This is a genomic window from Mammaliicoccus lentus (genome assembly GCF_947036595.1).
GTDB classification, from domain to species: domain Bacteria; phylum Bacillota; class Bacilli; order Staphylococcales; family Staphylococcaceae; genus Mammaliicoccus; species Mammaliicoccus lentus.
In genome coordinates, this window is record NZ_OX344834.1 from 427697 (window position 1) to 448766 (window position 21070).

A 21070-nucleotide genomic window follows, 5' to 3' on the forward strand; every position below is an offset into this window, starting at 1 on the left:
TTTATGAATTGCTCATTTCGCTGTCTTTAATATCAGTTATAAACATATGTCCTGGGGCATGTGTAATCATAATTTCTGGTTTAGCTTGAAGTGCGACAGATTGAGGTGTAACGCCACATCCCCAAAATACAGGGACCTCATTATTTTTAATTGTTACAGGGTCACCAAAGTCTGGGGTGTTGATATCTTGTATCCCAATTTCACTAGGGTTTCCTATGTGAATAGGTGTGCCGTGAACATCTTTAAATTGCGTTGTGATTTCTGTTGCTTTAATCGCATCTGCCATTGTCATTGGTCGCATACTCACAGTTATATTACCTTTGAAAACACCGCTTGTTGACGCCGGAATATTTGTAATATACATGGGTACATTATGTTTTTCTTCGATGTGTCTCATTGGAATGCCTGCTTCTATTAAAGCGTGTTCGAACGTAAAGCTACATCCTATTAAGAAACTCACCATATCTTCTGTATATAAGTTCCTAATATCTTGATATGTATCAACTAATACACCATCTTTATACATTCTATATAACCCTACATCAGTTCTAATATCAGCATCTTTACCATATTTTTTAAATGAAGTTGAACCTTCTTCTGAAACATCTAATAACGGACATGTCTTAGGATTTCTAAAACAAAACTTCAAAAAGTCATAGGCGTACTTTGATGGTAAAATGACGACATTTGCTTGTACATAACCTTTAGCCATCCCGCTAGTAGGCATTTCTAATTCATCACGTCTTATTAAACCTCTTATTTCATTCGGTAAAGCATTTTGTAAATCCATCACTAAATCCCCCTTGAATCTTAAATGTCTTGTATATCATATTATAACATTTTCTCTTTATATGATTGAGATGAATGACATATGGTAAAATGTTTGAGGATGAGAAACTAAATTAAAAATAAAAATATAGGGTGCTATTATGTTAAATTTATTTGTATTATTACTAGAAAGAGTAGGGCTCATTATACTTGTCGCTTACATCTTAATGAATACATCATATTTTAAAAATATGATGGGAGAGCGTGAACAATGGTACGTTAAATGGAGACTTATCATAGTATTTTCTTCATTTGCTTTGTTATCTAACTTTACAGGTGTAGCTATTAATAATGGTGAAGTGGTTTCAAGCATGATTTACCTTCATCTAGGACCAGAAGTTTCACTGGCGAATACACGTGTATTAACGATAGGTGTGGCAGGTATGATCGGCGGACCATTCGTCGGTTTATTTGTAGGTGTATTATCAGGTATATTTAGAGTTTACATTGGCGGAGCAGATGCATATACTTATTTAATTTCATCTATAGTTATTGGTTTAGTGGCTGGTTATTTCGGCCAAAGAGCGATGAAATCTAAAGGGTATTTATCTGTGAAACAAAGTGCTTTAATCGGTGCATCTACAGAAGTTATTCAAATGATATGTATTCTTGTGTTTTCCTCACAAAAAGCAGATGCACTAGAACTTGTTCAATTGATAGCATTACCTATGATTATTATTAATGGACTGGGAACAGCAATATTTATGTCCATTATTGTTTCAACTGTAAAACAAGAAGAGCAAATGAGAGCTATTCAAACGCAAGATGTATTGAAACTCGTCAATCAAACCTTGCCTTACTTTAAAGAGGGGTTAACAGAGTCTTCAGCAAACGAATCTGCTAAAGTGATTAAAGATTTAATGAAAGTTTCAGCTGTAGCTATTACAAATAAAACACATATTTTAGCGCATGTAGGGGTTGCTAGTGATCACCACACTCCAGATAAAACAATCATTACAGATTTGTCTAAAGCCGTAATTGATACCGGTCAACAAAAAGAAGTATATTCTAGTAAAGAGATAGGGTGCCAACATCCTAACTGTCCACTGGAAGCGGCAATCGTAATACCTCTATATATACAAGGAGATATCGTAGGAACACTTAAACTTTATTTTACTGATTATCATGATTTAACATTCGTTGAGAAACGTTTAGCTGAAGGATTAGCGAAAATATTCTCGAGCCAATTAGAACTTGGTGCTGTTGAAACACAAAGACAGTTACTCCAAGACGCTGAAATCAAGTCTTTACAAGCACAAGTGAATCCACATTTCTTCTTTAATGCTATGAATACAATTTCTGCATTAGTTAGAATTGACCATGAAAAAGCGCGCCAATTATTATTACAAATGAGTCAGTTTTTCCGTTCTAATTTGCAAGGTGCTAGAAATAACACAATTACAATTTCTAAAGAACTTGAGCAAGTTAGAGCGTATATTGCATTGGAACAAGCAAGGTATCCAGATCATTTTATTATTGAATGCGATATCCCTGAGCAATATGAATCAGCACTTGTACCACCATTCGTAATTCAAATACTTGTAGAGAATGCAATTAAGCATGCTTTTACAAATAGAAAAGATGACAATCGAATATGGGTGAAAGTTACGGGTGAACAACATAAAATTAAATTATCAGTGAAAGATAATGGTCAAGGTATCCCTGAAGAAAAGTTGGGGACAATTGGTAAAGTAATTGTAGAATCACAGTCGGGAACAGGGAGTGCACTTGAAAATTTAAACAGAAGGCTAATCGGTTTATTTGGTCCAACTGCAGAACTTAGCATTCATACTAGTCATTTAGGCACCGAAGTCCAAACTGAAATACCGTATAAACATATAGAGGAGGATATGTAATGCAAGCATTAATTGTAGATGATGAACCATTAGCACGTAATGAATTAAAATATTTACTTAATCAAATTGGGTCATTTAGTGATATTAAAGAAGCAGAAAATGTTGAAGAAACATTAGAGCATTTATTATCAAATGATTTTGATGTGATATTTTTAGATATTAATTTAATGGAAGAAAGCGGACTGGATTTAGCTAAAAAAATTAATAAAATGAAACATGTTCCACATATTATATTTGCAACAGCTCATGATACTTTTGCTGTACAGGCATTTGAATTAGAAGCTACTGATTATATATTAAAGCCTTTTGAAAAAGCACGTATTGAACAAGCTGTAAATAAATTAACTAGTAGTGAACAACAATCAGTAGTTGAACAATCCAACCATGACGGAACTGAAGTGTTACCTATTGAAATTGATGATCGTATTTACATTTTAAATATAGAAGATATTATAGCGATATCCGTCAATCAAGGTGTTACAACAATTAACACGACAGAAACAAAATATGAAACAAACGAACCACTCAGTTATTATGAAAAGAAACTGAGCCATGCCAAATTTATCCGTATCCACCGTGCTAGTATCATCAATAAAAAGCATATTCAGTCAGTAGAACATTGGTTTAATTCCACATATCAAGTGACGTTAACACATGGTATAAAATTACAAGTAAGCCGATCATATATGAAGTTGTTTAAAGCGGAAATAGGGTTGGTGTAATTTGGACATCAACTTATTGTAACTCACACATTAAATATTGCATCTCGGGATGAAAACGCTTTATTTAATAGTTTTCATATTAAGATAACCTTAAGAGATAAATACAGGAGGTTGTCGTTATGAAACAAGTTAATAACTTCTTTCAACAAGTATTAACGATATCAATCATATTATTGATATCACATATTATAGAAAGCTTTATGCCTATACCAATGCCAGCATCAGTAATCGGGTTAGTATTGATGTTTGTTGCACTTACTACGGGAATTGTGAAATTAGAACAAGTAGAAGCGGTTGGTACAGCGTTAACGAATAATATAGGGTTTTTATTCGTACCAGCAGGTATTTCCGTTATTAATTCACTGGGTGTTTTAAGTTCAAGTCCAATTTTAATTATTTTATTAATAATCATTTCCACGATTTTATTACTTGTTTGTACAGGAATATTTTCACAACTTATTATGAAACCAAGTGAAAAAACTGCTAAACAAACTAAAAATATTAAACGTAAAAGAGTGGCAGGTGATTACGCATGATGGAACATTTAGGCGTAAATACACCATATTTCGGAATAGGCTTATCAGTTGTCGTATTTTTATTAGGAACACTATTATTTAAAAAAACAAATGGATTTTTCCTATTCGCACCTTTATTCTTCAGTATGGTAGTAGGTATTCTATTTTTAAAAGTTACAGGTATACCATATGAAAATTATAAAATCGGGGGAGATATTATTAACTTCTTCCTTGAACCTGCAACAATTTGTTTTGCGATTCCTTTATATAAAAAGCGTGAAGTATTAAAGAAACATTGGCATCATATTATGGGAGGTATAGCAGTAGGTACAGTCTCAGCATTAGTTATCATCTATATTGTTGCGAAAGCTTTCCAATTCGGTGATGATATTATCGCTTCAATGTTACCACAAGCTGCAACAACTGCGATTGCTTTACCAGTATCTGAAGGTATTTCAGGCATTAAAGAATTAACATCACTTGCAGTTATTTTAAATGCAGTTATTATTATGGCATTAGGTAATAAATTGCTGAAACTATTCAACATAACAAATCCAATTGCACGTGGTTTAGCATTAGGAACAAGTGGACATACATTAGGTGTTGCTGCTGCGAAAGAACTAGGAGAAGTAGAAGAATCAATGGCCAGTATTTCTCTCGTATTAGTTGGTGTAGTGGTCGTAGCAGTTGTACCAATATTTGTACTGCTGTTGCTATAAGTTAACAAGTTTGGATTATAAATCCTAACTCAAAATAAATGGGAGTGGGACAGAAATCTCATTTTAATAAATAGATTTCGTAGTCCCACCCCGGCAAGGATGACTAGGGTTGGAAAAAGCTTGATATAAGCGCATTTTCAATCCAGTCAGCTAATGCCATTATAATAAAAGAGGCTGAGACATGTATTTATGTCCCAGCCTTATTTTTTATGAAAGTTAAAGATTTTATCCGTGCATGCTTGCCTGGGGTATGGCTCGAGCCTGTAGTCTCTCACGCATACTATTCCCATGAGCGTCAGCACTTCACAAAATTGTTAGTGAATCCAATAAGTAGTACGATTCTTAGTTTATTTGCTCATGCAAGAATTATTTTACGTTCTTTCTACTAGTATCCATTTTGAAATGATAAAAGTTACAGGAACAGTTATGACGAGACCTATGAATGGTGCGAATATTTCACTTACATGTAGCCATTGTACAAAAATGTATAACAATAAAGTTTGTAATCCCATATTTACTATTTGAGTTAAAGGGAATTGTAAAAATTTCTTAACTGTTGGCTCAACATGATATACGAAATAACAATTTAAATAAAATGAAATTATAAAGCTTAATATAAATGCTGTAATATGACTCAATAAATAATTGAATTGTAGTATTTTTAATAACAATAAATAAATCCAATAATAGTTAACTGTATTAATGCCGCCAACTATGATAAATCGGACGATCTCGCCGTATTTTTTGTACATAAACAGTTGCTCCTTATATTAACAGAAATTGTTATACGACTAACCCGCGCTTATTACTATATTGTTCATATAATTGCTTCTGTGCTATTTCTTCTAGAATATCAACGACTGTTAATACTTCTTCATAACTTGTATATAGTGCAGTAGGCGCTAGGCGAATGACGTTAGGTTCTCTAAAATCAGGAATCACGCCTTTGTCTTTTAAAGCTAAACTAATACGATAAGCTTCATCATGTACAAGGCATACATGACCGCCACGTAAATAATCTTCTCTTAAATTTCCAACTGCATATCCATATTTAGTTAACTTCTCATCTATTAAATACATAAGATATGAAGTGATATGTAGCGATTTAGTTCGAATAGCATGCATGCCAACTTCATTGAATATTTTCAAAACACCCTCAATAGGTGCCATGGAGAATAAGTTTGGTGTACCTATTTGCCAACCTGAAGCATCTTGTTGATGTTCAAATTCATGTTTAAGCTGGAATTGAGTTTCATCTTTATTTCCAAACCAACCTGCAAGACCAGGTATTTTTGAGAAATGCTTTTTATTAATATATAAAGCTGCTGTTGAGCCTGGACCAGCTGATAAGTATTTGTATGTACACCAAACAGCAAAGTCAGCATCTACTCGTGTTAAATCCATATCAAGTGCACCAATTGCATGACATAAATCCCATCCGATAATAATATTACGTTCTTTTGCTGCCATCGTGATTTTTTCCATGTCTAAAACTTGAGCACTACGATAAAGTACAGTAGGTAATAAAATGAGAGCAACATCGTCAGTCATAGCGTCGATTAAAGCATTTTCGTCGATATAAGAACCATCACTGCTTTTCACAACTTTAACTGCTTCTTCAGGATTAAGTCCTTTTAACTTCACTTGGCTATCAACTGCATAACGATCAGTAGGGAAATTTAAGTCATCTACTAATATTTTATATTTATCTTTAGTTGGTTTATAAAAAGTGCTAATCGCTTGGTGAATATTAGAAGTTGTGCTACCAACAATAACAACTTCATTAGCGTCGACACCGATTAAAGGTGCCATATAAGAAGCGATATGTTTAGAATAATGATAGTATTTGCTATCATCTGTATTCCAAATTTTGATACCTTCCTTTTTCCATACTTCTAGAACATTGAGCAAGGCTTCTTCCGCATCTTTAGAAGCTAAACCTAATGAGTTTCCATCCATATAAATTTCGTTAGGTTGTATGTAAAAACGATCGCGTAAGTAATGCAACACATCTGCAGTGTCTAATGCTTTAGCAAATTCCTTAGTTGTATTAAATGATGTATCCATTTCATTCATCCCCTTATATATGATTCATGATACTTTACATCAATTGTATACTTTCATTATAAAACGTACAAAGATAATGACAATATAAATAAAATCTCCCAATCTGAAAGTTAGAAGACTGACGGATTGAGAGATTTTATTTATATTAGAATGTTTCACCTAAAGCTTTAGCACGTTTGATACCATCAGCTTTAATTTCTTCAGCTTTGTTAGGTTCAGCGTTATGTCCTTCAACGATTAGGCTATCAACGTCAATAATACCATAGAAGCCCATCATTTGTTTGATATAACGATCACCCATTTCTAACTCTGCTGCAGGACCTTCTGAATAATATCCTCCACGTGCTTGGATATGTAATGCTTTTTTATCTGGTAATAAACCAACAGGCCCTTCAGCAGTATATTTAAATGTTTTACCTGCTACTGAAACAGAATCTAAATATGCTTTCATTACTGGAGGGAATGAGAAGTTCCAGAATGGTGTTACGAATACATATTTATCTGCATTCACGAACTGGTTACTTAATTCTTCTAGACGTTTAACTTTCCCTTGTTCGCCTTCTGATAAAGCTTCAAATTCTTGACCCGATTGTAGTTTCCCCCAACCAGCAAATACATCCGCATCAATTTGAGGAATATATTCATTATATAAATCAATGTGAACAACTTCATCATTTGGATTTGATACTTTGTAACTTTCAATAAAAGCTTTAGCTGTAGCCATTGAGAATGACACTGTGTCATCGTGTGGATGAGCTGTTATAAATAATACTTGTGACATATAAAATCTTTCCTTCCCGTAATAAAAATTAAACTAACTATAAATAGTATACTCGAAAAGATTTTTTTAGCAATAGAATTAATTTATGAAAAACAGTGATATTACACTTATTTAAATATTATTTCATGAAAGTTGATTTTAATTACTTATTTATAGGAGGTTAATATGATTCGTCCGATATTATATTAATAAAATTATGTAAAACTTTTGACTTTAGTTATAATTTAATTAACATATGGTATAAATAACACAAAACAAAGGGATGGTAGTAAATGAGAAAAAAATTATACATAATGCGACATGGACAAACGCTTTTTAACGAAAAACATAAAATTCAAGGTGCTAGTGATTCGCCATTAACTGAATTAGGAATAGAACAAGCAACGATGGCGAAAGAGTATTTTGATAAAGAGAACATTCAATTTCAATCGTTATATTCATCTACTCAAGAAAGAGCTTCAGATACACTAGAAATTATTTGTCCAAATAGACCATACACGAGATTGAAAGGTCTTAAAGAATGGAACTTCGGCTTATTCGAAGCGGAAAATGAAATGTTAAACCCACCACATAAAGAAGGAGAAACATCATATGGAGACTTTTTCGTAGCATACGGTGGAGAATCAAGTGTAGATGTACAAAAAAGAATGAGCAAAACATTATTAAACGTTATGAACACTGATGACGCAGAAACAATCCTAGCAGTAAGTCACGGTGGTGCGATGTTTATGTTCATACAAGACTGGTTGCCAATAAAATCAGTACAAAGAATAAAATTTAGTAATTGTTGCATATTAGAGTTTGAATATGAAGACGGACAATTCAAATTTCTAGATGTCATTAATCCAACAGAAAAATAATTCAAGATCAGAGAAAAGGCTGAGACATTTATTTATGTCCCAGCCTTTTTTCATTCAAATATACTTTTATTTTATTGATGGTATATAGAATCTTGAGTTTTCGTAGTGGAATGTGATGTCAGAATAGTCGAATGGTACACCTGTGCTTGTGTAGAATATTTGAGTGTATTCTAATGATGGTTCTCCTTCGCTTAATTCTAATTTTTCTGCTTGGTCTTTAGAGAGTTTGTCTACTTTAAAATAAATATCTGTAAATCCTACTTTTACTTTAAGATTATTTTCGATGTAATGAAAAATAGACCCAGTTGCAATTTCCTCATTCATATATAGCACTACATTTTTATTGAAATATGAAGTTTCTATACAGAATACTTTTCCATCCACGTATCTTATACGTTCTACGTAATATACCGTTTCATTTTCGGGTATTTTTAGCTGATTTTGTATATAAGATTCTGGCTTTACTTCAGTGACTTTTAAGATTTTACTTGTAACATCATGTTCTTTTAAATCATCAGAAAAGCCGTCAGCTGTAAACAGGTTTAAATACCCGTCTCTCTTTGGATTTCTTACATAAATGCCGCTTCCTCTAGCTTGATAAATCATGCCTTCTTTTTCTAGATTTTTCAGTGCATTAATGATTGTACTTTTACTTACATCATATTCTGTTTTTAATATTTCGACGCTCGGTAATTTATCCCCAGCTTCGTAATGTCCATCTTCAATAAGCGATGAGATGCGAGAAGCAATCTGTTCGTATTTAAGCATATTAATCCCCACTTTTATTATATTACCTATAATTATAGCATTTGTATAAGTAAATACACCAACTAAATTTGTATGGTACTTTACAAATTGTACCGGTATAATTATAATGTAAGTGTATACAGAGTTGATTAAAAAATAATCGAGGTGTCAATCATGGCTAATAAAAATGAAAAAATCGCTCAAGAAATCTTAGATGCTATAGGTGGCGAAGGTAATATTGTAAAGAGCACGCACTGTGCCACACGCTTAAGAATAGTATTGCAACGTTCTGATCCATCGGCTAAAGAAAAAGTTAAAAAAATAGACGGTGTTGTTACTGTTGTTGAAAATAATGGACAGTTTCAAATCGTAATCGGGAATAACGTTGGAGAAGTTTATAAATATTTTGAAGCTTTAACAGGGAAATCAAGTAACGAAGAAAAAGAAACAGAAAATAAGGGTAGTGTTTTAAACAGAGTTATTGCAACGATGTCTGCCGTGTTTGCACCGTTTATTTATATACTCGCAGCAGCAGGTATTCTTCAAGGTTTACTTATTTTAATTAATTTAATTATTCCAGCATTTGAAAAGACAGGAACGTACGAAGTATTTAACTTTATCTCATGGGCACCATTTACGTTCTTGCCTATATTTATTGCCATTACGGCGTCTAAACATTTTAACGTAAATACATATATTGCTGTTGCTTGTTCAGCAGCATTAGTTACACCAGAATTAACAGATATTATTGATAGAATTGGTGACGGAGAAACAGTTAGATTTTTCGGAATGCCTTTGACTGAAACATCATATACGTCATCAGTATTACCGCCGTTACTATTAGTATGGATTTTATCTTATTTAGAAAAATACTTAAATAAAGTGATAAATGATGTTATAAAACCATTATTTGTACCATTTTTAGCTATTATCATCATGGTACCTTTAACATTATTAGTAATTGGACCGATTTCAACAGTTGTCGCACATGGAATCGCAAACGGTTATAACTCACTTGTTGAAGTGGCTCCTTGGTTAGCTGGAGCTATTATCGGTGGTGTATGGCAAGTCTTTGTAATTTTCGGTGTGCATTGGGGTATTACACCGGTTGTTCTTGCTAACTTTGAACAATACGGTAGTGATTCATTCCAAGCGTATCAAACTATAGCTGTAATTGCTCAAGTAGGTGCTGTAGTTGGCGTCCTTATTAAAGCGAAGAGCCAAGAAATTAAACGAATATCCTCTTCAGCTGGTATTACAGGTATATTCGGCATTACAGAACCATCTATTTACGGTGTGAACTTAAGATTTAAGAAACCATTTATTATCGCTTGTATTAGTGGTGCTGTAGGTGCATTTGTAGCTAGTTTCTTTAACCCTAAATATTATGCTTATGCAGGGTTACCAGGACCGATAACTATTGTGAATGGTTACAACGCGGATAATGCTGGTTCCATTTGGGGTATCTTAATTGGTTCAGCTATAGCAGTTATATTACCAATTATCTTGATACAAGTATTTGGATATGGAGAAGATACAACTGAGCAAGTTGAAGATGCTGATGTTAATAATTCAAATAAAGTAGCTAATAATGAACAGTTAGAGGTTTCACTGTCTTCGCCAGTTTCAGGAAAGCTTGTTAAATTAGAAGATGTGCCAGATCCAGTATTTTCAGGTGGCATGATGGGATATGGTGTCGCAATAGAACCATCACATTCTACAATTAATAGTCCTGTAGAAGGTAAAGTCACTATGATTGCACCTACAAAACATGCGATTGGTATTGATACTTTAGACGGTGCAGAGATATTAATTCATATCGGTTTAGAAACAGTTGAATTGAAAGGTGAAGGCTTTGAAGTACAAGTCTCAGAAGGAGATTCAATAAAAATAGGAACACCACTAGTAAAATTTGATAAAGAAGCAATAGTAGAGAAAGGCTATAACACAATTACACCTGTGATTGTAACGAATAGTGCAGAATTTAGTGAAATTATGCCTGCCGATGCTACAGATGTAGAAGAAGGGCAAACAATTTTAAATATTATTAAAAAATAAAGGAGAAATTCATTATGGCTAAATTAGATAAAAACTTTTTATGGGGTGGCGCATTAGCTGCAAACCAATTTGAAGGTGGATATGATCAAGGCGGTAAAGGTTTGAGTGTGCATGATGTCATGACAGCGGGTGAACACGGTAAAGCAAGAGAAATTACTGAAACAATTGAAGATGATAAATTTTATCCAAACCATGATGGTATAGATTTTTACAATAGATATAAAGAAGATATCGCTTTATTCGGTGAAATGGGATTAAAATGTTTACGTACATCAATAGCATGGACGAGAATTTTTCCAAATGGTGATGAAGCAGAACCAAATGAAGAAGGCTTGCAGTTCTATGATAATATCATCGATGAGTTGTTAAAATACAATATTGAACCAGTATTAACATTATCACACTTTGAAATGCCTTTACATTTAGCACGTGAATACGGAGGTTTCAGAAACCGTAAAGTTGTAGATTACTTTGTCCGTTTTGCTGAAACAGTGTTTAACCGTTACAAAGATAAAGTGAAATATTGGATGACATTCAACGAGATTAATAACCAAATGGATACTAGTAATCCAATATTCTTATGGACGAACTCTGGTGTAACATTAGCAGAAGATGAAGATCCAGAAGAAGTATTATACCAAGTTGCACATAATGAATTAATAGCAAGTGCTTTAGCAGTATCAAAAGGTAAAGAAATCAACCCAGACTTTATAATTGGTAACATGATTTCACACGTTCCAATTTATCCATATTCATGTAACCCGAACGATATTATGGAAGCTGAAATCGCAAATCGTTTAAGATTCTTCTTCCCAGATGTGCAAGTAAGAGGTTATTACCCAGGTTATGCTTTGAAAATGTTCGAGAAAAATGGTTACGACATTAAGTGGCAAGAAGGCGACGACGAAATCTTGAAAAATGGTACTGTAGAATACATCGCATTTAGTTACTATATGTCTACAGTTGTAAAACACGATGAAGTAACAAGTGTTGAAGATAATGTGGTTAATGGCGGACTACCAAATTCAGTGAAAAACCCATATATTAAAGAAAGTCAATGGGGTTGGGCTATCGACCCAGTTGGTTTAAGATACACATTAAACGTGTTATATAACCGCTATCAATTACCATTATTTATTGTTGAAAATGGCTTTGGAACAACTGATGAATTTAAAGAAGATGGAACGATTGATGATCAAGAACGTATCGACTACTTAAGAGAGCATATCAAAGCTTCTATACAAGCAGTAGATGAAGATGGCGTAGACTTAATGGGTTATACACCTTGGGGTATTATCGATATCGTATCATTCACAACTGGAGAAATGAAAAAACGTTACGGTCTAATTCATGTTGATCGTGATAACGAAGGTAACGGTACATTAAAACGTACTAAGAAAAATTCATTCTACTGGTTTAATAATGTGATTAAGACAAACGGTGAAGAACTATAATTAAAACGTGTAAATTAAATATGAAGTTAAAGAAGAGCTAAGGGTATCTCCTAGCTCTTCTTTGGTATGGAACATTAAAAAGCAAGTGTTAATTCTGTTATTGGATTAATTAAGCCGAAAATCCAATAAGAGTCCCTTTTGTTGGATTAATTAGGACGAAAATCCAATAAGAGACCCTTTTGTTGGATTAATTAAGTCGAAAATCCAATAAGATCCGTTTTGTTGGATTAATTAGGACGAAAATCCAATAAGCACCCTTTTTGTTGGATTAATTAAGCCGAAAATCCAATAAGCACCCTTTTTATTGGATTAATTAAGCCGAAAATCCAATAAGAGTCCCTTTTGTTGGATTAATTAAGCCGAAAATCCAAATAGACCTCGTTTTGTTGGATTAACTAAGGCGAAAATCCAAGTAGACCTCATTTTGTTGGATTAATTAAGTCGAAAATCCAATAAGAGTCCCTTTTGTTGGATTAATTAAGTCGAAAATCCAATAAGCGCCCGTTTTGTTGGATTAAGCAAGGCATAAATCCAATTAATGTGTTTCACCTAATGCTATTTTGATATCGTCCTCACCTTCATTAATAGCACTGATAGCGGCTTCTAACCCTTTCGCAATATTTTCGATGGACATTGATGGTTGTTCTGGTTTGTTGACGACTTGTTCTGGTGTGTATGGTACATGGATAAATCCGAATTTTAAATCTTTGTAGTATTTATCTGCTATATAGCCTAATTGGTACAAAATATGGTTACATACAAATGTACCTGCTGTATTAGACAACCTTGAAGGAATACCACTATTTCTAATAGCGATGGTCATTCGTTTTACGGGTAGTGTTGAAAAGTAAGCTGTTTGTCCGTCTGTTTGTATAGGTTCATCGATAGGTTGATTGCCTTCGTTATCTGGAATTCTAGCATCGTCTAAATTGATACCAACTCGTTCTGGTGTTAATTCAAATCTTCCGCCTGCTTGTCCAACTGCTAATACAGCATCAAAATGATCTTGTTTTAATTGCTCTAATATTATTGATTTTGATTTATGAAATACTGTTGGTATTTCTAGTTTTATAATTTCATTGCCATTAATTTTTGTAGGTAATAAATTGACAGCTTCTAATGCTGGATTAATATTTTCGCCACCGAAAGGATCAAATGCTGTGATTAAAATTTTCATGATTATTCGCCTCTTTATAAATCGATATTTTATTTCATTATAGATGTACTCAAGTTAATTTCAAAATGACATTCATTTTAATATGCTCAAAAGGTTGAATTATTAAACAGTATTAATTCATAATTAAGCTATAGAAGTTAAATGTTATTTTAGAATAATGTTTTAAATAAAGGAGTACTTAATATGACAGAAAGAAAATTAGTCGCTGAAAAATCAATCGATGTAAACGTCTATGATATCGACGCTATGGGTATTGTGAGCAATATAGTATATATAAAATGGTTTGAAGATTTACGTAATGCATTTATTGATCAATATATGACGATTTCAGAGATGATGAAATCTGATATCTCGCCTATACTTATGCATACAGAAGCGGATTACAAAGCGCCGTTAACGATTCATGATAAACCAGTAGGTCGTTGTTGGTTAGTAAAAGTTAGCAAAATGAAATGGGAATTAGAATTTGAAATTGCTACTTCTGAACAAGTGCATTGTACTGGTTATCAAAAAGGTGGTTTCTATAATGTTGTTACCGAGAAAGTTGTGAAATCGCCAGAAATCTTTTTAAATATCTAAGTGAGGTCTAAATGATGAAATCGAGTATAAATGATTTAAACAAACCGATTGCTGTTTTTGATGCTGGTATTGGAAGTTACTCAATAGTAACATTACTAAAAAAAGAATTTCCTGAACAAGATATTATATATTTAGCAGACCGTAATCAATTTCCATACGGATATAAATCAAAAGATGATTTAAAAAAGGTAATAAGAAGTACATTGACGTACTTAGAAAATTGGAGTCCCAGTTTAATCGTTGTTGCTTCTAATGCACCTTCTATTACAGTTCTAGATGATGTTAAAGATGAATACGAAACTGAAATTTTAGGTGTTTATCCACCTATAAAAGAAGCGATAGAAAAATCAGCATCAAAGAATATTGGTGTTTTAGGTGTTCAATCACTAATAGAAAGTGATGAAATGCTTCATTATATTGAACAAGAAGCGACAAGCGATGCGACAGTTCAAACATATAATGCATCAACTCTAGTTGAACTTGTAGAATCGGGTGCATTTTTATCAGATAAATATCGAACATTAATTACAGTTAAACGCTTTATGGATAATATAATTGAACAAGATGAAACAATAGATGTATTCACGTTGTCATCAACACATCTGTCATGGTTATATAGTTATTTAAAAGAACTGTATCCACATATTCAATTTATTGATTCAGCAAATGAAATTATAAATAAAGCTAAAATATATACATCTAAAGGTACAGGAACGATTAAAGCACTTGTCACAACAAACGAAAAATATACACTACAAGAGTTTAAAAAGATGCTACAAAACTTCAATGTACAATTAAATTTAGAAGAAATTGAAATATAACAGGCTGGGAAAAATAACTTCCTAGTCTGTTTTTATTATATTGGCAGTAGCTAACCGGAAGGCATATATACTCCGATAGTATGAATTTAATGGAAAAGTGACAAAATTCAGACATTTTTATTTTTAAATTAATTTTTTGTGATAAAATTTTAAGGTGTATATAAAAGGGGAGGGTGGTAGTTTTGAAAGTATTTATTAAATTAGGTTGGTTTATTAAAGCTGAACTAAAAAATTATATTTTAGGTATATTTATTCTTTTATTAGTTGCTTTAATTGATTTATTACCACCACAAATAATTGGACGAGTAATTGATGGGATTACACTTCAAACATTAACGGGAAAAACGCTTATAATTTACCTCGTCATATTAGTAGTTGCGGCGATCCTTACATATATTTTCCGGTACTATTGGAGAATTATGATATTTGGGGCGAGTATGAGGTTGGGGAAAATATTAAGATCTAATCTTTATCATAAATATACTTCGATGAGCCCGTCATTTTTCCAAAAGAGACGTACAGGGGATTTAATGGCGCATGCAACAAATGACATTAGAGCAGTACAAAACACAGCTGGTTCTGGTGTGTTGACGATAGCTGATTCTCTTATAACAGGTGGGTCTGTGCTCATAACAATGGCAATTACAGTTGATTGGCGATTAACACTTATCGTTATGATACCTTTGCCAATTATGATTGTATTAACTAGTTATTATGGTAAATTGCTGAACAGAGGTTTTAAAAAGGCACAAGCAGCCTTTAGTCAGCTGAATGATAAGACACAAGAAAGTATAGCCGGGATTAAAGTAACAAAAACTTTCGGTTATGAAAAAGATGACCAAGAAGATTTTAAAAAATTAAGTGACGATGTTGTTTATAAAAACTTAAAAGTTTCTAAAATTGATGCGTTATTTGATCCGACAATAATGTCAGTAATAGGTGTGAGTTACTTTTTAGCGATTTTCTTCGGAGCTAGAATGGTGATTCAAGAAGATATTACAATTGGACAACTTGTTACATTCACAACTTACTTAGGCATGATGGTATGGCCATTATTAGCTCTTGGCCTGTTCTTTAATATTGTACAAAGAGGACACGCATCATATGAACGTATTAATGAAATAACAAATGTGAAAAATGATGTTGATACAAATGTAGAAACAGAAACAATTCCTGAAGGGGATATTCAATTTGATATTGATACATTTCACTTTCCGGATGATGATAGTTTAGCACTACGCGATATAAAATTCACAATTTCAAAAGGTTCTACTATCGGTATTGTAGGTCGTACTGGCTCAGGAAAAAGTGCTATCATCCGTTTGTTATTAAGAGAGTTTGATACTGCACAATCTAGCGAAATTAAATACGGTAGTAAACCAATTCGTTATTATGACATCAGTCATTTAAGAGCTCAATTTGGATATGTACCTCAAGATCATTTCTTATTCTCTACTTCAATTAGAAACAATATTGCTTTCAGTAACCCTGAAATTGATAATAAATACATCTATGAAGCGAGTCGATTGAGTTATATTCATAATGATATTTTAGCGTTTCCGGAAGGGTATGACACAGTAGTTGGAGAACGTGGTGTTTCTTTATCAGGAGGACAGAAACAAAGAATTTCGATAGCACGTGCTTTAATCATGAATCCACCTGTGCTTATTTTAGATGATTCATTGTCGGCAGTTGATGCTGAAACGGAAGAACATATTTTAGAAAATATGCAAAATGTCCGTCAAGGTAAAACGAATATTATTACTGCACACAGAATGAGTGCGGTGAGCCATGCTGACATGATTATCGTTATGGATAAAGGTACGATTATCGAAAGAGGTAAGCATTCAGAATTGATGGCAAACAAAGGATGGTATTACGAAACATATCAAGCACAAGCATTACATGAAGAGCTTGCGAGTAGCTTAGATGAAATAGCGAAAGGGGATGAAGAAGATGGCTCAAAATCATAATTTGACAGCTAAAGATCAATTTCAAGTTTTAAAACGTTTGATCAAATATACATTCCCTTTCAAAGGTATTATTTTATTAGCATTTATCATGTTGACGATTTCAACAATAGCGAGCATTGCAACACCGTATATGGTTAAAGTATTTATTGATGATTACTTAACACCACAAGTGTTCCCCGAAAGTGATATTACATTACTGATTGTTATATTTTTCGTCATTCAAATTGTTGGCGCTATAACAACTTATTGGAACGTATATTTATTTCAATATCTTGCATTTAAAGTAATACAACAATTAAGAATAGACGCATTTAATAAAATTGGGAAATTAGGGATGCGTTACTTTGATAAGGAACCAGGCGGAAGTATTGTATCAAGACTTACTAATGATACTGAAGCTATAGTAGAAATGTTTATTGGTGTATTCTCATCATTCTTAATGGCAATATTTATGGTCATTTCTAGTTATGTCATGATGTTTATACTTGATTTTAAACTTGCGTTAATGGCTTTAATATTCTTGCCAGTCATCATACTTGTATTAGCATTATATAGAAAATATTCAGCTATTTATTTTTCACAGGCACGACAGCTCTTGTCAGATTTGAATGCTAAATTAGCAGAATCTATAGAAGGTATGCGCATTATACAAGTATTTAACCAAGAGAAAAGATTACAAAATGAATTTAATGAGATTAACGATAAGCATTATGATTTTAATATGCGAACAGTTAAAATTGACGGTTTATTATTGAGACCAGCTATAAGCATGATTTCAATATTTGCCGTTGTAATGATACTTGGATATTTCGGAGTATTAAGTTTCTCTGGAGGTGTTACAGCTGGTGTTGTATTTGCTTTTGTACAATATATGGAACGCTTCTTTGAACCTATTAACCAAGTCAGCCAAAACTTAAACGTGTTACAGCAAGCGTTAGTGTCAGCAAGTCGTGTATTTAAGCTTATTGATAACGATATGTTGGAACCAGAGCAACATGAAAACCCTAATTATCATATAACGGATGGCAAAGTTGAATTTAAGCATGTTACTTTTAGTTATGATGGTAAGACAGATGTTCTAAAAGACATTACATTTACAGCTAATCCAGGAGAAACAGTCGCGTTAGTCGGTCATACTGGATCTGGTAAAAGTTCGATTATAAACTTGTTTATGAGATTTTATGAATTCAATCAAGGTGAAATTTTAATCGACAACCAATCTATAAAAGAAATGCCGAAATCTGAATTGAAAGGTAATATCGGTCTTGTGTTACAAGATGCATTTATATTCTTTGGAACGGTCGCATCAAATATTAAACTTTATCATCCTACAATGACTTTTGAAAAAGTACAAGAAGCGGCAGATTTTGTACACGCAGACCAATTTATTAATTTATTACCTGATAATTATGAGCATGAAGTGATTGAAAAAGGAAGTGCCTTTTCAAGTGGTGAAAGACAACTACTAGCATTTGCGAGAACGATGGCGAGTGAGCCTAAAATATTAATATTAGACGAAGCAACGGCTAATATTGATTCTGAAACAGAAGCACAAATTCAAAAATCACTAGCAAAAATGCGTAAAGGCAGAACAACTTTAGCAATCGCGCATAGGTTATCAACAATTCAAGACGCAGAACAAATTCTTGTGTTAAATAAAGGTGAAATTGTAGAACGAGGCACACATGATGAACTGATTAAACAAGATGGTATTTATCATAAAATGTATTTACTTCAAAATGGTTGAAAGTAAAACATACCCCCAACCCGGCAATTTAAAATTAAACGGATTGGGGGTGTTGTTTTGAAGATGATATTTCTGTCTGACAACCTTTTCTTATAAATTTATGTATAATAAGAACTATTAGATATTTTTAAGGAGGATTTAACATGGGAGCTTTTGATGTAGACTATAATAAAATAACTGAGCGAACAGAGTTTCCTTATGAAATAGAGGTTACACATCATACATGGATTGAAATGACTGATGGTGTTCGATTGTCAGCAAAAATATGGCAACCAAAAAAGTCAGGAACAACTAAAGGTGCTGTGCTAGAGTACTTACCTTATAGAAAAGATGAGTTCACTGCTTTACGAGATGAAATAAGACATAAATATTTTGCTGGATTCGGATATACGGCAATTAGAGTGGATATAAGAGGAACAGGTGACTCTGAAGGTATTATTGAAGATGAATATCCTAAACAAGAACAAGATGATGCAATTGATATTATTAAATGGATTGAATCTCAAGACTGGTCTAATGGTTCAGTTGCAATGATTGGTAAGTCTTGGGGTGGCTTCAATGGTTTACAAGTAGCCGCTAGACAACCAGAAGCTTTAAAGACAATCATATCTTTATGTTCAACAGATGATCGATATGCTGATGATGTTCATTATAAAGGCGGTACAATGATGGCATCAGATATGCTTTGGTGGGCATCAACTATGTTTGCTTACAATGCAAGACCAGCTTTCCCTAAATATTTTGGAGAAAACTGGTATGAAAATTGGATAGAAAGATTAGAACAAACACCACCTTTTGTAGATGAGTGGGTCAAACATCAAACAAGAGATGAATATTGGAAACATGGTTCTATTAATGAAGATTATACACAAATTCAAATTCCAGTCTTAACAATGAGTGGTTGGGCTGATGGTTATACGAATGCTGTATTCCGTTTGATGAAACATTTAGATGTTCCTAAAAAGGCGGTTATCGGACCTTGGGCACATGAGTTCCCAGACGTAGCTATTCCAGGGCCACAATTTGGCTATTTACAAGAAGTTGTTTCTTGGTTAGATAAGTGGATGGGCGATAAACAAATTGAAAATCATCGTGATGAATTTTTAGTATATTTACAAGATAGTGTTGAACCTAAAACAACTTATGATTATCGTGAAGGTAAGTGGTTAAACTTACTAAATGAAGAAATTACGACGAAAAATTTATTCGCTGGTACGACGAGAGAAATTCAATTAAAGAATAAACAACAACATGGATTATATTCAGGAGTATTTTGCCCATTCGGTCAAGACGGTGACTTACCAGACGACCAAACAATTGATAATGCTTTAGCTAATTCATTAATGTTGGACATGTATGGCGACACCCTAAATATTATGGGTCAACCAGTAGCAAAATTACGCGTTAAGTCAGATTGTAAAGAAGCCAATATACATATTCGCTTAACAGATGTGCATCCAGATGGATCAAAAACACTTGTTACTATGGGACAATTCAATTTAAACCATTATAAGAGTAATGAATTCCCTGAAGATTTACCAGTAGATGAGTATATAGATGTAGAAGTACCTTTAGATGTTATTGGTTATCAAATACCAGAGGGTCACATGGTTGAAGTTTCTATCGCACCAACATATTGGCCACAAATTTGGCCGAGCAAAGAAATCGTTAAATTAGATGTTGATTTAGAACATTCTAAACTAGATATACCATTAGTACGTGAGTTCACAGAAGTTAAACTAGAACATGAATTTTCAGAAACAGCCAAACCATTAGAAAAGATTATTCATAGAGACGGTTCAAGAACTAGAGATATAACGAAAAGGTTAACAACGAATGAATGGATACTATCAGACTACTCAGATGAAGGCTTGAGAACACTGAAAGATAGTAATATCACTTACGGTACAGAAAATATGAACGTGTATACAATAAAAGAAGATGATCCACTTTCAGCAAAAGTACAATGCGACTGGAAAGTAATATTGAAAGATGATGACATTGATACAGAAGTTGAAACATACAGCACCATGTCATGTGACGCCGAATACTATTACTTGAGAAATGAGGTAATTGCATATAACGATGGTGAACAATGCTTTACGAAGACATGGGAAAATAAAATTAAACGAAATTATACTTAAACAAACACAAAATAATTCTCCT

Annotated in this window: 18 protein-coding genes; 12 read left to right on the plus strand and 6 right to left on the minus strand. The window is 33.1% G+C overall.

Annotation, left to right across the window (positions count from 1 at the left end; genetic code table 11):
• Position 1 precedes the first annotated feature (1 nt).
• Complete coding sequence (locus tag ACNMOQ_RS01915; RefSeq protein WP_416350191.1) at positions 2 to 790, minus strand: putative hydro-lyase; 789 nt, start codon at positions 788 to 790, stop codon at positions 2 to 4.
• A 139-nt stretch (positions 791 to 929) separates the two neighbouring features.
• Here ACNMOQ_RS01915 and ACNMOQ_RS01920 point away from each other — a divergent pair, with 139 nt between their 5' ends.
• The 4 genes from ACNMOQ_RS01920 to lrgB all read left to right on the plus strand — a co-directional run bounded on the left by ACNMOQ_RS01920 (position 930) and on the right by lrgB (position 4640).
• Positions 930 to 2684 (plus strand): sensor histidine kinase, encoded by a 1755-nt coding sequence (locus tag ACNMOQ_RS01920; protein ID WP_103269182.1) that lies wholly within the window; start codon positions 930 to 932, stop codon positions 2682 to 2684.
• On the plus strand, positions 2684 to 3406 hold the full coding sequence (locus ACNMOQ_RS01925; RefSeq protein ID WP_017001193.1) for a response regulator transcription factor LytR: 723 nt from the start codon (positions 2684 to 2686) through the stop codon (positions 3404 to 3406). Before ACNMOQ_RS01920 ends, ACNMOQ_RS01925 begins: the two co-directional genes overlap by 1 nt.
• Before the next feature lie 119 nt (positions 3407 to 3525).
• Entirely contained in the window at positions 3526 to 3942 is a 417-nt protein-coding gene (gene lrgA, locus ACNMOQ_RS01930; RefSeq protein WP_017001192.1) for an antiholin-like murein hydrolase modulator LrgA, read from the plus strand.
• Positions 3939 to 4640 (plus strand): antiholin-like protein LrgB, encoded by a 702-nt coding sequence (gene lrgB / locus ACNMOQ_RS01935; RefSeq protein ID WP_017001191.1) that lies wholly within the window; start codon positions 3939 to 3941, stop codon positions 4638 to 4640. Before lrgA ends, lrgB begins: the two co-directional genes overlap by 4 nt.
• A gap of 371 nt (positions 4641 to 5011) precedes the next feature.
• Here lrgB and ACNMOQ_RS01940 read toward each other — a convergent pair whose 3' ends face one another.
• The 3 genes from ACNMOQ_RS01940 to ACNMOQ_RS01950 all read right to left on the minus strand — a co-directional run bounded on the left by ACNMOQ_RS01940 (position 5012) and on the right by ACNMOQ_RS01950 (position 7488).
• Positions 5012 to 5392, minus strand: a complete 381-nt coding sequence (locus tag ACNMOQ_RS01940) for a GtrA family protein (protein ID WP_016999547.1) — start codon at positions 5390 to 5392, stop codon at positions 5012 to 5014.
• A gap of 31 nt (positions 5393 to 5423) precedes the next feature.
• On the minus strand, positions 5424 to 6707 hold the full coding sequence (gene kynU, locus ACNMOQ_RS01945; protein WP_416350192.1) for a kynureninase: 1284 nt from the start codon (positions 6705 to 6707) through the stop codon (positions 5424 to 5426).
• A 145-nt stretch (positions 6708 to 6852) separates the two neighbouring features.
• Positions 6853 to 7488 (minus strand): FMN-dependent NADH-azoreductase, encoded by a 636-nt coding sequence (locus tag ACNMOQ_RS01950; protein ID WP_416350193.1) that lies wholly within the window; start codon positions 7486 to 7488, stop codon positions 6853 to 6855.
• A 272-nt stretch (positions 7489 to 7760) separates the two neighbouring features.
• On the opposite strand from ACNMOQ_RS01950, the gene ACNMOQ_RS01955 reads away from it, so the two are divergent.
• Positions 7761 to 8348 (plus strand): histidine phosphatase family protein, encoded by a 588-nt coding sequence (locus tag ACNMOQ_RS01955; protein WP_064211609.1) that lies wholly within the window; start codon positions 7761 to 7763, stop codon positions 8346 to 8348.
• A gap of 66 nt (positions 8349 to 8414) precedes the next feature.
• On the opposite strand, the gene ACNMOQ_RS01960 is transcribed toward ACNMOQ_RS01955, so the two are convergent.
• Positions 8415 to 9116: a GntR family transcriptional regulator gene (locus ACNMOQ_RS01960; RefSeq protein ID WP_064204645.1), complete on the minus strand. Its 702-nt coding sequence runs from the start codon at positions 9114 to 9116 to the stop codon at positions 8415 to 8417.
• Positions 9117 to 9269: 153 nt separating this feature from the next.
• Here ACNMOQ_RS01960 and ACNMOQ_RS01965 point away from each other — a divergent pair, with 153 nt between their 5' ends.
• Both ACNMOQ_RS01965 and ACNMOQ_RS01970 read left to right on the plus strand, forming a co-directional pair.
• On the plus strand, positions 9270 to 11153 hold the full coding sequence (locus tag ACNMOQ_RS01965) for a beta-glucoside-specific PTS transporter subunit IIABC (RefSeq protein ID WP_416350194.1): 1884 nt from the start codon (positions 9270 to 9272) through the stop codon (positions 11151 to 11153).
• A 14-nt stretch (positions 11154 to 11167) separates the two neighbouring features.
• Positions 11168 to 12607 carry a 6-phospho-beta-glucosidase gene (locus tag ACNMOQ_RS01970; protein WP_103269041.1) on the plus strand — a complete coding sequence of 480 codons (1440 nt, stop codon included), beginning with the start codon at positions 11168 to 11170 and terminating at the stop codon, positions 12605 to 12607.
• A 535-nt stretch (positions 12608 to 13142) separates the two neighbouring features.
• Here ACNMOQ_RS01970 and pcp read toward each other — a convergent pair.
• Positions 13143 to 13784, minus strand: coding sequence for a pyroglutamyl-peptidase I (gene pcp / locus ACNMOQ_RS01975; RefSeq protein ID WP_416350195.1), 642 nt, complete (start codon positions 13782 to 13784; stop codon positions 13143 to 13145).
• Between the two features lie 183 nt (positions 13785 to 13967).
• Between pcp and ACNMOQ_RS01980 the strand changes: the two genes are divergently transcribed.
• From ACNMOQ_RS01980 to ACNMOQ_RS02000, 5 genes are all read left to right on the plus strand, one after another.
• Positions 13968 to 14363: an acyl-CoA thioesterase gene (locus ACNMOQ_RS01980; protein WP_016999539.1), complete on the plus strand. Its 396-nt coding sequence runs from the start codon at positions 13968 to 13970 to the stop codon at positions 14361 to 14363.
• Between the two features lie 14 nt (positions 14364 to 14377).
• Positions 14378 to 15184 (plus strand): glutamate racemase, encoded by an 807-nt coding sequence (locus ACNMOQ_RS01985; RefSeq protein ID WP_416350196.1) that lies wholly within the window; start codon positions 14378 to 14380, stop codon positions 15182 to 15184.
• Positions 15185 to 15366: 182 nt separating this feature from the next.
• Positions 15367 to 17157: an ABC transporter ATP-binding protein gene (locus tag ACNMOQ_RS01990; RefSeq protein ID WP_282861991.1), complete on the plus strand. Its 1791-nt coding sequence runs from the start codon at positions 15367 to 15369 to the stop codon at positions 17155 to 17157.
• Positions 17141 to 18904: an ABC transporter ATP-binding protein gene (locus ACNMOQ_RS01995; protein WP_416350197.1), complete on the plus strand. Its 1764-nt coding sequence runs from the start codon at positions 17141 to 17143 to the stop codon at positions 18902 to 18904. The genes ACNMOQ_RS01990 and ACNMOQ_RS01995 overlap by 17 nt, the downstream gene beginning before the upstream one ends.
• A gap of 143 nt (positions 18905 to 19047) precedes the next feature.
• Positions 19048 to 21048: a CocE/NonD family hydrolase gene (locus ACNMOQ_RS02000; RefSeq protein WP_416350198.1), complete on the plus strand. Its 2001-nt coding sequence runs from the start codon at positions 19048 to 19050 to the stop codon at positions 21046 to 21048.
• Positions 21049 to 21070 lie beyond the last annotated feature (22 nt).

Bases quoted from the DNA above. Each gene is read 5' to 3' on its own strand.
- ACNMOQ_RS01915 (WP_416350191.1), bottom strand. From the start codon at position 790: ATGGATTTACAAAATGCTTTACCGAATGAAATAAGAGGTTTAATAAGA.
- ACNMOQ_RS01920 (WP_103269182.1), top strand. From the start codon at position 930: ATGTTAAATTTATTTGTATTATTACTAGAAAGAGTAGGGCTCATTATA.
- ACNMOQ_RS01925 (WP_017001193.1), top strand. From the start codon at position 2,684: ATGCAAGCATTAATTGTAGATGATGAACCATTAGCACGTAATGAATTA.
- lrgA (WP_017001192.1), top strand. From the start codon at position 3,526: ATGAAACAAGTTAATAACTTCTTTCAACAAGTATTAACGATATCAATC.
- lrgB (WP_017001191.1), top strand. From the start codon at position 3,939: ATGATGGAACATTTAGGCGTAAATACACCATATTTCGGAATAGGCTTA.
- ACNMOQ_RS01940 (WP_016999547.1), bottom strand. From the start codon at position 5,392: ATGTACAAAAAATACGGCGAGATCGTCCGATTTATCATAGTTGGCGGC.
- kynU (WP_416350192.1), bottom strand. From the start codon at position 6,707: ATGGATACATCATTTAATACAACTAAGGAATTTGCTAAAGCATTAGAC.
- ACNMOQ_RS01950 (WP_416350193.1), bottom strand. From the start codon at position 7,488: ATGTCACAAGTATTATTTATAACAGCTCATCCACACGATGACACAGTG.
- ACNMOQ_RS01955 (WP_064211609.1), top strand. From the start codon at position 7,761: ATGAGAAAAAAATTATACATAATGCGACATGGACAAACGCTTTTTAAC.
- ACNMOQ_RS01960 (WP_064204645.1), bottom strand. From the start codon at position 9,116: ATGCTTAAATACGAACAGATTGCTTCTCGCATCTCATCGCTTATTGAA.
- ACNMOQ_RS01965 (WP_416350194.1), top strand. From the start codon at position 9,270: ATGGCTAATAAAAATGAAAAAATCGCTCAAGAAATCTTAGATGCTATA.
- ACNMOQ_RS01970 (WP_103269041.1), top strand. From the start codon at position 11,168: ATGGCTAAATTAGATAAAAACTTTTTATGGGGTGGCGCATTAGCTGCA.
- pcp (WP_416350195.1), bottom strand. From the start codon at position 13,784: ATGAAAATTTTAATCACAGCATTTGATCCTTTCGGTGGCGAAAATATT.
- ACNMOQ_RS01980 (WP_016999539.1), top strand. From the start codon at position 13,968: ATGACAGAAAGAAAATTAGTCGCTGAAAAATCAATCGATGTAAACGTC.
- ACNMOQ_RS01985 (WP_416350196.1), top strand. From the start codon at position 14,378: ATGAAATCGAGTATAAATGATTTAAACAAACCGATTGCTGTTTTTGAT.
- ACNMOQ_RS01995 (WP_416350197.1), top strand. From the start codon at position 17,141: ATGGCTCAAAATCATAATTTGACAGCTAAAGATCAATTTCAAGTTTTA.
- ACNMOQ_RS02000 (WP_416350198.1), top strand. From the start codon at position 19,048: ATGGGAGCTTTTGATGTAGACTATAATAAAATAACTGAGCGAACAGAG.